At 72.1% G+C, this 12,796-nt stretch carries 7 protein-coding genes; 6 read left to right on the top strand and 1 reads right to left on the bottom strand.

Features of this window, described 5'->3' with window-relative positions; translation table 11 throughout:
• Positions 1–28 precede the first annotated feature (28 nt).
• From ACZ4W9_RS05090 to ACZ4W9_RS05115, 6 genes are all read left to right on the top strand, one after another.
• Complete coding sequence (locus ACZ4W9_RS05090; protein ID WP_467933273.1) at positions 29–3,808, top strand: amino acid adenylation domain-containing protein; 3,780 nt, start codon at positions 29–31, stop codon at positions 3,806–3,808.
• Between the two features lie 28 nt (positions 3,809–3,836).
• Positions 3,837–9,128 (top strand): amino acid adenylation domain-containing protein, encoded by a 5,292-nt coding sequence (locus ACZ4W9_RS05095; RefSeq protein ID WP_467933274.1) that lies wholly within the window; start codon positions 3,837–3,839, stop codon positions 9,126–9,128.
• Positions 9,129–9,218: 90 nt separating this feature from the next.
• The gene (locus tag ACZ4W9_RS05100; RefSeq protein ID WP_467933275.1) at positions 9,219–10,109 is read left to right on the top strand and encodes an AzlC family ABC transporter permease; all 891 of its coding nucleotides are present in this window, start codon (positions 9,219–9,221) and stop codon (positions 10,107–10,109) included.
• Positions 10,106–10,426: an AzlD domain-containing protein gene (locus ACZ4W9_RS05105; protein WP_467933277.1), complete on the top strand. Its 321-nt coding sequence runs from the start codon at positions 10,106–10,108 to the stop codon at positions 10,424–10,426. Before ACZ4W9_RS05100 ends, ACZ4W9_RS05105 begins: the two co-directional genes overlap by 4 nt.
• A gap of 42 nt (positions 10,427–10,468) precedes the next feature.
• Positions 10,469–11,314: a carbon-nitrogen hydrolase family protein gene (locus ACZ4W9_RS05110; RefSeq protein WP_467933278.1), complete on the top strand. Its 846-nt coding sequence runs from the start codon at positions 10,469–10,471 to the stop codon at positions 11,312–11,314.
• A gap of 188 nt (positions 11,315–11,502) precedes the next feature.
• Positions 11,503–12,045: a 4'-phosphopantetheinyl transferase family protein gene (locus ACZ4W9_RS05115; protein ID WP_467933279.1), complete on the top strand. Its 543-nt coding sequence runs from the start codon at positions 11,503–11,505 to the stop codon at positions 12,043–12,045.
• Between the two features lie 67 nt (positions 12,046–12,112).
• On the opposite strand, the gene ACZ4W9_RS05120 is transcribed toward ACZ4W9_RS05115, so the two are convergent.
• Entirely contained in the window at positions 12,113–12,682 is a 570-nt protein-coding gene (locus tag ACZ4W9_RS05120; RefSeq protein WP_467933281.1) for a hypothetical protein, read from the bottom strand.
• Positions 12,683–12,796 lie beyond the last annotated feature (114 nt).

The raw sequence follows: 12,796 nt of genomic DNA on the forward strand, positions 1-12,796 counted from the left end.
GTTTCCTCCCCCTGCGCGAGGTGACCGCATGAGCGCGCCCGTCGACACCTTCGCGTCCGCGCCCGGCGGCGAGCCGATGGCCTGGCTGCCCACACCGGCCGATCCGGCGGCAAGCGGTGCGTACGCCCCCGAGGAGGCGGCCGGGACGGAGTCGGGTGCCGTGGTGACCACCGCCCGGCCGGCGCCCGCCCGGGTGCTCGCGGCGTGGGCCGCGCTCCTTCACCACCACACCGGCCGGGTCGACCTCGAGTTCGGCTACCGCGCCGCCGCGGCGGCGCCACCGGTGACGGTACGGCTGCGGGTCGAGCCGGCCGCATCGCTCGGGGCGCTGGAGGAAGCCGCCGCGCGGGCGCTGCGCTCGCCGTCGCCCGGCGCGCCGGCCGCCGCCGCACCGTGGCTGGTCCGCCGCGCGGACGCCGGACGGGCCGGGCCCACGGGTGAGCTGGTGGCGGAACTGGACGAGTCCGCCGCCGGTGGCGTCCTGCGGCTGTGGCACGACCCTGCCGCGCACCGCGCCGACGCGGTGGCCCGGCACGCCGTCCACCTGCGCGGCGCGCTGACCGCCCTGGCGGACAACCCGGCGCTGCCGGTGCGCGAACTGGATCCGCTGACCCCCGCCGAACGCACCCGGCTGCTGACGGACTTCAACCGGACAGCGATCGCCTATCCGCGCGACAGCCGGGTCGAGGAACTGTTCGTCGAGCGGGCCCGTACCGCACCCGGACACCCGGCCGTCGTCCACGGCGACACCGTCCTGAGCTACGCCGAACTCGACCGCAGGTCGAAGCTGCTCGCGGCCCGCCTGCGCGCGGAGGGGCTGCCGCCGGGCGAACCGGTCGCCCTGCTCCTGCGGCGCGAGCCCGCCCTGGTGGTCGCCGCGCTCGCCGTCCTGCGGGCCGGCGGCGTCTACCTGCCCATCGACCCCGACTATCCCGCCGAGCGGGTGGCGTACCTCCTGGCGGACAGCGGTGCCCGCCGGGTGCTGAGCACCGGCGACCTGGCCGGGGGACTCGCGGCGGTCCACGACCGGCCGGACGGGGACCTCACGGTCATCACTCTCGACACCTGGGACTGGCGGCAGACCCCCGGCGCCGTCCCACCCGCGCCGGCCGGCCCGCCGCTGGGCGCCGGCGACGCGGCCTACCTGATGTACACCTCCGGTACGACGGGCAAGCCCAAGGGAGTACTGGTCCCGCACCGGGGCATCACCCGTCTGGTCAGCGGGGCCGACTACGTACGGCTGGACCCGACGACCAGGATGGCGCAGATCGGCACTACCGGTTTCGACGCCTCCGTGTGGGAGATGTGGGGGGCGCTGCTCGGCGGCGGCACCCTGTGCATCCTGGACCGCGACACGCTGCTCGACACCGACGCGCTCGGCCGGGCCCTGCGCGACCAGGGCATCACCACCGCCCTGTTCACCTCCGCGCTGTTCAGCCGGCTCGCCGACGAGGACCCGCGACTGTTCCGTCCGCTGCGCGACCTGCTGGTGGGCGGCGACGTCCTCTCCGCCCGGCACGCCCGCGAGGTGATGGCCGCCAACCCCGGCCTGCGGCTGGTCAACGCCTACGGGCCGACCGAGAACGCCGTGATCTCCACCTGCCAGGTCGTGGGCGAAACCGTCGGCGCCCGGGTGCCGATCGGCCGTCCGGTGCCCAACGCGACCGCGTTCGTCCTCAACCAGGACGGACTGCCGCTGCCCACCGGTGTGCCCGGCGAACTCTACGTGGGCGGTGACGGCCTGGCCCTCGGGTACCACGGCCGTCCCGACCTCACCGAACGGGCGTTCGTGCCACACCCCTTCGCGCCCGGACAGAAGCTGTACCGGACGGGCGACCGGGTGCGGCTGCTGCCGGACGGCGCGCTCGACTTCGTCGGCCGGGCCGACCACCAGGTCAAGGTGCGGGGCTTCCGCGTGGAACCGGGCGAGATCGAGGCCACCCTGGCCGCGCTGCCCGGTGTGCGGGCCGCCGTCGTCCTGGCCCGGAAGCTGCCCGGCTCCTCCGACAGCTACCTCTGCGGCTACGTCGCGGGAGACCCGGACCTGGACACCGGCCGGCTGCGTTCGGCCGCCGCCGAGTCCCTGCCCGCGCACATGGTCCCCGCCCACCTGATGGTGCTGCCCGAGCTGCCGCTGACCGTCAACGGCAAGGTGGACCGCGCCGCGCTGCCCGAGCCCGCCGCCGCGACCGGCACCGCACTCGGCGGCCGCCCGCCGCGCGACGAACTGGAGCGGGCGCTCGTCGGACTGTGGGAGGAGGCCCTCGGCATCCGGGGCATCGGCGTCGACGACCTGCTGAGCGCCTACGGCGCCGGCTCGCTGACCGCCACCCGGCTGTCCGCCCGGATCCGTCGCACCCTGCACCTGGCCTGCCCCGTCTCGCTGGTGCTGACCGCCCCGACGGTGGCCGCGCTCGCCGAGCGCCTGCGCGAAGCCGGACCGTCCGGCCACGGCCCGCTGCCGTCGGACGCCCGCGCGGACGGCCCCCGGGAACCGGTCCCGCTGTCACCACAGCAGCACGGGATCTACGTCGAGCAGATCAAGGACCCCACCGGGACCGAGTACAACCTGCCGCTCGTGGTGGACCTGCCCGGGGTCCTGCCGGCCGAGCGCCTGCGTACCGCGCTGGCCGCGCTCGTGGCCCGGCACGAGGTGCTGCGCACCGACATCACCCTGGACACGGACGGCCACCCCCACCAGCGCGTGCACGCGGAACTGCCGGTGTCGATCGAGGAGGTGGACCTACCGGATGACACCGACCTCGACGGATGGACCGGACGGTGGATCAGGGCCTTCGACCCGCACCGGGCGCCCTTGTGGCGCGTGGCGCTGCTGCGTCGGGCGGGCCGGGCCCGGATCGTCATGGACATCCACCACCTGATCACCGATGGCTACTCCCTCACCCTGCTGGCCACCGAGTGGGCGCAGCTGCTCAGCGGAGCCGAACCCGCGCGCCCGGATGTCGGCTATGCCGATTACGCCCGCTGGGCGGCCGGGCCGGCGGGGCGCCAACACGCCCTCGCCCAGGGAGAGTTCTGGCGCCGCACCTACGACACCCCGGTACGGCCGCTGGACCTGCCCACCGATCTGCCCCGCCCCCCGGTGCGCCGGACCGAGGGCGCCTACCTGTCGTTCACGCTCGGTGCGGACCTCAGCCAGGCGATCCGCCGGCTGGCGCGTACGGAGGGGGTGACCCCCTTCCACGTCCTGCTCGCCGGTTACACGGCGCTCCTCGGGCGGATGAGCGGCAGCGACGACGTCACCGTGGGCACACCCGTGTCCGGGCGCCACCTGCCCGGAGTGGAGCGCACCCAGGGCATGTTCGTCAACACCTTGTGCCTTCGGCTCGCCCCGCGACCGGAGCTCTCGTTCCGCGCCTACCTGCGTGCGGTGGCCGAACACGCGATGGCCGCTTCCGACCACCAGGACTTCCCGTTCGGGGAGCTCGTGGCCGCCGCGGGCAAGCGGGACTACAGCCGCCACCCCATGTTCGACACGCTCTTCGCGGTCCAGGACACCGGACTGCACCAAGTCGACTTCCTCGGGGGCCGGCCGCGCTGGTCGCCGGAAGCCACCGGACGCACTCTCTTCGATCTCAACCTGCAGATCGACGACGCGCCGGAGGGCTTCACCGCCCAGTGGGCCTACAGCACGCACCTGTTCCTGCCACAGACCGTCGAGCTGTTCCGCGACGAACTGCTCGCCCTGTTCGACACGGCCGTCACCGCGCCCGACACGCCGCTGCACAGCGTGAACCGGGTGACGACCGCCACGCAGTCCGTGCCGGACTTCGACTTCGACTTCTGATCTCGCACTCTCGTTCCTGGAAGGTACCGTGCAATCCCTGGAAACCCTCGGACAGCTCAAGGTCGCCGCGGCGCAACGTCCTCGTGAGGGAGCGTTTTGGCGCGCGGCCCTCGCCGCCCTGCCCGAGCGCACCGGCTTCCCCGCCGACGCCCCGGGCCGTCCCGCCGGGACGGGCCCGCACGCCACGACCGTGCTGCCCCTCGGCGCCGACCTGACCGCCGGGCTGAACAGCCTGACCCGTGGCCGGCCGATGGCCCTGCACACCGTGCTCGTCGCCGCCGTCGGCACACTGCTGCAGCGCTACACCGGCGGTGAGGAGGCCGTCGTCGCCGTCCCCGCCGACGCCACGGCCCTCGCGGACGGCCTCGTCCTGCGCCTGCCGTTCACGCCCGAATCGACGTTCCGCGCGGTGCTCGCCGATGCCAAGACCCGGCTGCTCGCCGCGCTGGAGCACCAGGACTACCCCGTCGAGATCCTTGCCGGGGAGTTCGGCGCCGTCGCCGGTCCCGGCACGCACCCCTTCGCGGACGTCATGGTCGACGTCGTGCGCGACGAGCACGACGCACCCGCCGACCGGCCGAGGTTTGCGATGGTGTTCGCCTTCCTCCGGGACGGCGAGGGCCTGCGCCTGGAGCTACGCCACCGTGCCGGGCAGCACGGCGCCGACACCGCCGAGCGGCTGCTCGCGCACACGGCGGTGCTGCTGGCCGAGGCGATTGCCGCCCCGGACGGGGCGCTGTCCGCGCTCGACCTGCGAGCGGACGCCGACCGCGCCGTGATCGAGCGGGCCAACGACACCGACGCCGTGTTCGAGGACACCGTCCGCCTCGACGAACTGTTCGCCCGTCAGGTGCGGCTGACCCCGGACGCAACCGCCGTGACCGGCAACGGCTTCCGGCTCACCTACGCCGAGCTCGACACCCGTGCCAACCGGCTGGCGCGGACCCTGCGCGACCGGGGCGTGGGCCGCGACGACCTCGTCGCGGTGCTGGCCGATCGCTCGCCGCAGATGCTCGTCGCCGTCTACGCGGTCCTCAAGGCCGGTGGCGCCTATCTGCCGGTGGACCCCGGCTACCCCGCCGAGCGCATCCGCTACGTCCTGGACGACAGCGCCGCTCGTCTCGTCCTCACCACACCCCGCTACCGCGACCTGGTCCACGAGGGCCGCGAGGTGCTCGACCTGACCGACGAGTCCGCGTACGCCGAGGACGGCACGGCACCCGAGGTCATCGGCGACGCCCGGGACCTGGCGTACGTCATCTACACCTCGGGCTCGACCGGCAATCCCAAGGGCGTCCAGATCGAGCACCGCTCGGTGGTCAACCGCGTCCACTGGATGCAGCGCGCCTACCCCGTCACGTCCGCCGACGTGATCATGCAGAAGACGCCCACCTCCTTCGACGTGTCCGTCTGGGAGCTGTTCTGGTGGATGTTCGAGGGCGCCGCGGTCTGCCTGCCCGATCCCGGCGCGGAGCGGGACCCGGAGGCCCTGGTCGCTGCCATCGAGCAGCACGGCGTGACCACCATGCACTTCGTGCCCTCCATGCTGGGCGCCTTCCTCGACTTCGTCGCGGGAGCGGGCGTACAGGCCAGGCTGGCGTCACTGCGACAGGTCTTCGCCAGCGGTGAGGCGCTCACGCCGCACCATGTCCGGCGCTTCGGCGAGGTCGCCGCCGCCACCACGGGCCCGGCCCCCCGACTGATCAACCTGTACGGCCCCACCGAGGCCACCGTCGACGTGACCCACCACGCCTGCGGACCCGACGACGTCGACCGGGTCCCGATCGGCCGGCCGATCGACAACACCCGCATCCTCGTCCTCGACTCCGCGTTGCGACCCCAGCCGGTCGGTGTGCCCGGCGAGTTGTGCATCGCCGGTGTCGGTCTGGCCCGCGGCTACCTGGGCCGGCCGGAACTGACCGCCGAGCGGTTCGTCGCCGCCCCGGCGGCCGGTGAGGAGCGCGTCTACCGCACGGGCGACCTGGCCCGGTGGCTGCCCGACGGCAGCATCGACTACCTGGGCCGTATCGACCACCAGGTCAAGGTGCGCGGCTACCGCATCGAGCTCGGCGAGATCGAGGAGACGCTGCGCCGCCACCCCCGGGTCAAGGACGCCGTGGTGCTCGCCCGCAAGGCCGGGGACGGCCAGACCCACCTGTGCGGCTACGTCCAGTCGGTGGACGCCCTCACGGAAGAGGACCTCAAGCGGCACCTCGGCCTGACCCTGCCCGACTACATGGTCCCGGCACGTCTCCTCGTCCTGGAGACCTTCCCGCTCTCACCGAACGGCAAGCTGGACCGGCGTGCCCTGCCCGAGCCCGGCCCGGCGGAGCCCGAGACCGCCGCCTACGTGGCCCCCGGCACGCCGCAGGAGGCCGAGCTGGCCCGCATCTGGGGCGAGGTACTCGGCCACGAGCGCATAGGGGTGGACGACAACTTCTTCGCGCTCGGCGGCAACTCGATCCACTTCGTCACCGTCCTGGCGAAAGCCCGGGCGGCGGGGCTGGACTTCACGTTCCAGCAGTTCTTCCAGAACCCCACGGTGGCGCGGCTGGCCCGCAGCCTGGCGGAATCCGGGCCGGACGAGCAGCCGACCACGCCGCGTCCTTTCGAACTGCTGAAGCCCGAGGACCGCGCGCGTATCCCGGCCGGTGTCGAGGACGCGTACCCGATGACGCAGCTGCAGGCCGGGCTGGTCTTCCAGAGCGAGCTGTCACACGGGACCGCCGAGTACCACGACATCCTCAGCTACATGATCCAGAGCTCCTTCGACGCCGCGTGCTTCGAGGAAGCGGCACGCATCCTGGTCCGGCGCAATCCGATCTTCCGCACCAGCTACCACCTGACGGGTTACAGCGAGTACCTCCAGCTGGTGCACGAGGACGCCCCGCTGCCGCTGTACATCGCCGACCTGCGCGGGATGAGCGAGACCGAACAGGACGAGTGGTACCGCGACTGGGCCGCGAAGGAGAAGGCCCACCAGTTCGTCTGGACCGAGCCGGGCCTGGTACGGCTGCATGTGCACGTGCTCTCGGACGACCTGTTCCGTTACAGCCTGAGCCAGCACAACTCCGCGCTGGACGGCTGGAGCATCACCTTGGTGCACACCACGCTGTTCGACCTGTTCCACCGGCTGCGTGACGGCCGGGAACTGCCGGACGCCACCGTGGTCAACCACGCACGCACCTACGTCGCGCTGGAGCGCCGCTCGCTGGCCGACGACGAGCACCGCGCCTTCTGGGCGGACCTGCTGGAGGGCAGCACCTTCACGCGACTGCCGCGGACCCGGCAGGAGGCCGAGGCGGACGTCTTCCCCGTGTTGTTCCACGAGGTGGAGTTCGCCCCGGGCCTGTCCGACCGCATCGTGTCACTCGCCAACCAGTTGTCCGTGCCGGTCAAGAACGTGCTGATGGCCGCCCACGCGAAGGTGCTCTCGCTCGTCTCGGGCGAACGCGACGTGATGACCGGTTACGAGCACAGCGGCCGCCCCGAGGTGGAGGACGCCACCCGTGCCGTCGGCCTCTTCCTCAACACCGTGCCCTTCCGGGTGCACGCCTTCGAGGGGACCTGGGAGGAGCTGATCCGGCAGGTCTACCGCTCCGAGATCGATCTGCTGCCCGCTCGCCGCTACCCCATGGCGCAGATGAAGCGAGACCTCGGCACGCAGAAGGAGCTGTTCGAAACCGCCTTCAACTTCACGCACTTCTACCTGCTCAAGCAGCTGGAGGCCCAGGACGGCTTCTCCCTGCTGGACGTGCGGGCCAACTCCGAGACGGAGTTCGTGCTGCGCGCGGAGTTCTCCCGGCACTTCGTCACCGACGAGGTCCGCCTGAGCCTGCACTACCACGCCCATCTCTTCGAGCCCTGGCAGATCGACCGGATGGGTGCCTACTACGCCGCCGCCTTCGAGCAGATGACGGGCGATCCGCGTGCCGCGCACCACCTGGCGAACCTGCTGGCCGGGGACGAGCTGGCCGAGCTGGAGCAGGCGGAGCGGGCCGACGCCCTCCCCACGGAGCTGGCGGCCTTCGTCCCGTCGTCCGGTGCCGAGGTCCGGGCCCGCGTGGTCGACGAGCACGGTCTCGCGGTGCCCTTCGCCACCGTCGGCCGGGTCGTGCTGGTCTCCGACGGCCGGGAGCCGGTCGAGACCGGTCTGTACGGGCGCCGGGACCGCGACGGTCTGAGTCTGCTCGGCGAGGAGCGGGAGCGGCACACCTTCCACGCCTCCCAGGCCGAGACAGCCGAGACCGCCTCGGAGCCGGAGCAGCCCGCCGACCGGCGTCCCGTCGACGCGGTGGACCGGCGCATCGCGCAGGTGTGGGCCACGGTGCTGGACACCCCGCTGGAGGAGATCTCCCTCGACGACAACTTCTTCCTGCTCGGCGGTGCCTCGCTCGCCGCGATGCGGGTGGTCATGGAGCTGGACGGACTGGTCTCGCTCACCGACCTGATGCGCAACTCCACCCTGGCGGCGCTGGGCGAGGTCGCCCGCACCCACCTCGCCGCCGCGGCCGGGGCCGGACAGGACCCGCATGAGCTGCTGCTGCCGCTGTCCGCCGAACCCGGCGACGCCGAGTCCGCGCTGATCTGCTTCCCGTACGCGGGAGGCAATGCGATCAACTTCGAGCCGCTGGCCCAGGCGCTGGACGCCGCGGGTGGCGCGGTGGCCGTGTACGGCGTGGAACTGCCCGGGCACGATGCGGGCCGTCCGGACGAGCCGTTCTGGTCACTGGAGGACACCGCTCGGCGCGTGGTGGAGGAGATCCGCGACAAGGCGGGCGACCGGCCACTGATGCTCTGGGGCCACTGCGTCGGTTCCGCTCTCGCCGTGGAGACGGCGCGGTTGCTGGAAGCCGAGGGCACGACCGTGGCGGAGGTCTTCGTCGGCGGCAAGCTGCTGCACGACGCCGCGACCACGCGGCAGGGCATCGAGCAGGCGGCGGCGATGGCCGACGAGGACATCGTGCGCTGGCTCGTCGACGAGACCGGTTTCGCCGAGTTCGACAGTCTGCGGCCCGAGCAGGCCGCGTTCGTGGCGGGGGTCTTCCGCCACGACGCCGGCTCCGCCAACGGCTATCTGCTCGCGGCCGACGAGCACGGCCCGAAGGCGCGGCTGTCTGCTCCGCTGACCACGGTGTTCGCGGCGGACGACCCCCTCACCCCCGGGCACGCCGAGCGCTACACCGCGTGGTCGCTCTTCGCCGATCAGCCCCGACTGGTCGAGCTGGCCGGCGGCGGCCACTACTTCTGCCGCACCGCGGCCGCTGCGGTCGCCGACCTGGTCCTGGGCCGCCGGCAGGCGGCCTCCGGACGCAGGTGACCCGTTGCCGGCGGGCCGGGCGGACACTCGTCCGGCCCGCCGGCCCCGCCCGCCGGCTTTCCCTCAGGCACGAACGAGGTGCGATGACACATGAGTAACCCGCAGGTCCCGCGAGAAGCGGTGCGCCCCGGCCCCGGATCCCCGTTGCGCGCCGGGGCGATGAGCATGATGCCGTTCCTCGCGTCGGCCATCCCCATGGGCGTGGCCGGAGGCATCCTGGGGCCCGCCAACGGACTGTCCGGATGGGCCACGCTGGGACTGGCGATGGCCGTCAACTCGGGCACCGCCCAGTTCATCGGGTTCGCCCTGATCGCGGAGCACTCGGGCGCACTGACCATCCTGCTGACGACCCTGATCCTCGGGCTCAGGATGCTGATCTACTCGACCATCCTGGTTCCCCATGTGCGGGAGGTTCCGCAGCGCTGGCGGGTGCTGCTCGGCTTCGGGCTGATCGACGCCGTCTTCTTCGTCGCCGTCGAGCGTCTCAAGAAGGGAGAGCTCACGGAGCGCAAGCACCTGTTCTTCCTCGGGGCATCCGGGGCGATGTACGTCACCTGGATGCTGTCCACCCTGGTGGGCATGGCGCTGGGCAGCGCCGTGCCGGACCTGGCGGACCTCGGTCTCGACTTCCCGATGACCGCCATGTTCGTCGCCATGCTGGCCGGATCGCTCACCAATTGGCGTGTGGGCGCAGCCATCGTGACCGCCGGCCTGACCGTCGTGCTCGCCCGTGACCTCCCGTACAACCTCGGCGTGGTGCTCGCCACCGCTGTCGGAGCCACGGCGGGCACCGTGTGCGAGTACCTGGAGAAGCGCCGGAACCCGCAGGGTTCCGCCACCGAGGCGTCCGAAGAGCCCGCATCGGACGAGGGCGCCCCGACGAGCGGGGAGAAGACAGCGGACGACGGCGCGCTCCCCGTCGGGGACAGAGCGGCGAACGCGGTCGACGTGGCCAAGAAGGACGAGGAGAACGTGGCATGACGATGGCGCTGTTGATTCTGGGCATGGGCCTGTGCAGCTTCCTGCCACGCTATCTGCCCCTCGTTCTCCTCGCCGACCGGGAGATGCCCCCGGTGGCCAAGTCCCTGCTGGGCTACACCCCGGCGGCGGTGCTGGCCGCGCTGGTCGTCCCTGAGATGCTGATGCCCGGCGGACACGGCATGCACCTGAGTGTCTCGAATCCCTACCTCATCGGTGGTGGCGTGACCTTCGTCGCCGGTCTCTGCTCGAAGAAGTTCCTGCTGGTCACCGCGATCGGCATCGCCGCCTTCTACCTGAGCCGCTGGCTGCTCGGCTGACCGAGCCCTCCGCAACGACCACGTTCATCTGGAGTCGAATAAATGATCAACACCGGAACGACCTCGCGTGCCCCGCTGCGGGTGGCGGTCGCGCAGACGCTCGCCCGCCCGGGTGACACCCTGCACAACGCGACCGAGGCGGCGGCGACCATCGTCCGCGCGGCGGACGCCGGGGCCAGGGTCATCCAGTTCCCCGAACTCTCCCTCACGGGATACGAGCCCGGATGGCTCACGTCCCACCTGCCCGCCGGTGCCCTGGCCCCGGACGGTCCGGAACTGACCGTGGTCCGCGAGGCGTGCCGGGCCACCGGCGTGACCGCCATCGTCGGTGCGCCGACCCCCGCGGGCACGAAGTCGGCGATCTCGGCCATCGCCGTCGGAGGAGACGGTGACATCCTGGCCGACTACCGCAAGAGCCGGCTGGAGGTGCACGAGCGACGACTGTTCGTGCCGGGCACCCAGTGCCGCACGCTCGACGTGGATGGCTGGCGGCTGGCTCTGGGCATCTGCTACGACGCGAGTTTTCCCGAGCACGCCCGGGCCGCGGCGCGCTCCGGCGCCGATGCCTATCTGTGCGGCGGGGCGTTCGTGCGGGGCGACTCCGACCACCGCCGTTCGGTGTATTTCCCCGCCCGCGCTCTTGAGAACACCTTCTACGTGATGTTCTCGAACTTCGCCGGGTCCCAGGGGCCGTGGGACTTCTGCGGTCGCAGCGCCATCTACGGGCCGGACGGCCGCACCCTTGCGGAAGCGGGTGCCCGGGAGGCGGAACTCCTCGTGGCCGACCTCGACGACTCCGCACTTGCCGACACCCGCCGCGGCCTGACCATGCTCCGGGACCTGGACCACGCCGGGGAACTCCCGGCGGTGAGTTCGTGTGTCGTGTGACTCCGTTCTCCGTACCGGAGGATCTGAGGAACGCGCCCGCTGTACGGCGACCTGACGCGGGGCGTCCGGTCGTCCGGCTCATCGACGCGGACCGGAGCGCCGAGCTTGCCGCCCGGCACGCACCACGGCTGCTGGGCCCCGACGAGTGGGCCCGCGCCGTCTCCTTCCGCCGTGACTCGGACCGCGAGGTGTACGTCACGGCTCATGTCGGCCTGCGCATTCTGCTCGGGTCCCTGCTGCAACGTCATCCCGGTGACCTGCCGATGGAGAGGGAAGCCTGTCACGGGTGCGGCGCACCTCACGGCCGACCGGTGGTGCGGGACGGACAACTGCGTTTCTCCCTCTCGCACAGCGGACGTCTGATCCTCGTCGCATGCGCCGTCGAACCCGTGGGAGTCGACATCGAGCAGATCGCTTCGAGTCAGGCGGTGGGGGAGGCAAGGGATGCACTGCACCCGGCCGAGCGCCAGGAGCTGGACGCGCTTCCCGAGGAACGGAAACCTCGCGCGTTCACCGAGATATGGACGCGAAAGGAGGCGTATCTGAAGATGCTGGGCACCGGACTCCTGCGGGACACCCGCCTGGATCACGTGGGAACAGGAAGGCCGGAAAGCACCAACGCCATCGAAGCCCACCTGACACCCGTGCCCGTGCCGTCCGGATATGCGGCGGCTTTGTGCGTCTCCGTCTCCCCTGCCCGGGGCTCAAGCGCGGCCCCGGCGGCTTGCTGAACGTCCGGCCGCCGTGAGGGGCGGAGGGAGGCGAGACACAGCGGTTGCGCTGTTCCGGTGCCGATGCCTACTGCGCCATCCGGGGGCCGCGGTTGCGGGTCAGAGGGGTGAGGCCGGCCATTAGGAGGAGGGAGGCCAGGGGGATCAGGTCGAGGTTGACGGTGATCAGGAGGAAGAAGAGGAAGACCAGGGCCGGGCTCCAGGCGGGGAGCTGCCTGGGGCGGGTGGTGACCAGCATGATCAGGAGGGTGAGCAGGCCGAGCTGGAAGGCCAGGGGGCCCGCCAGTTGCAGGGGGGCGGGGAGGGGGGCCGTGTCGGACAGGGCGGGGAACAGGTCGCCCAGGATCACCCACACGAAGCAGGCCGCGCCGAACAGTCCGGCGGCTGTGGCGGCACGCACCGCGGTTCTCATCCGGGCGCCGGCCGCGGGGACCAGGCCGCGTAGCTCCCTCACCAAGGTGCCCAGCAGGAGGAACGCGGCCAGGAAGCACAAGTGGCCGAGGTCCCAGGCCATCCCCGGGCCGTGGGTGCCGTCCATGCCGTCGATCAGGCGCAGCAGGCCGTACGACAGCAGCAGGAGGGGGATGAGGACGCAGCACAGTCGGGAGAGGCGGGTCGCGGGGGGCGTCGAGGTCATGGTCCTACGGTCGCGGTCCGGGGCGTGTACGGGGTATCGGGACCATCCCCCAGCGGTCCCGGGCAGTTCCCCTAGGGGTTGGGTGGGCCGGGGAGCGGGAATCTCGGGGGCGCT

This window comes from Streptomyces sp. NPDC029296 (assembly GCF_055569255.1).

Coding starts and splice junctions, on each gene's coding strand:
- ACZ4W9_RS05105 (WP_467933277.1), top strand. CDS start 10,106: ATGACGATGGCGCTGTTGATTCTGGGCATGGGCCTGTGCAGCTTCCTG.
- ACZ4W9_RS05090 (WP_467933273.1), top strand. CDS start 29: ATGAGCGCGCCCGTCGACACCTTCGCGTCCGCGCCCGGCGGCGAGCCG.
- ACZ4W9_RS05100 (WP_467933275.1), top strand. CDS start 9,219: ATGAGTAACCCGCAGGTCCCGCGAGAAGCGGTGCGCCCCGGCCCCGGA.
- ACZ4W9_RS05120 (WP_467933281.1), bottom strand. CDS start 12,682: ATGACCTCGACGCCCCCCGCGACCCGCCTCTCCCGACTGTGCTGCGTC.
- ACZ4W9_RS05110 (WP_467933278.1), top strand. CDS start 10,469: ATGATCAACACCGGAACGACCTCGCGTGCCCCGCTGCGGGTGGCGGTC.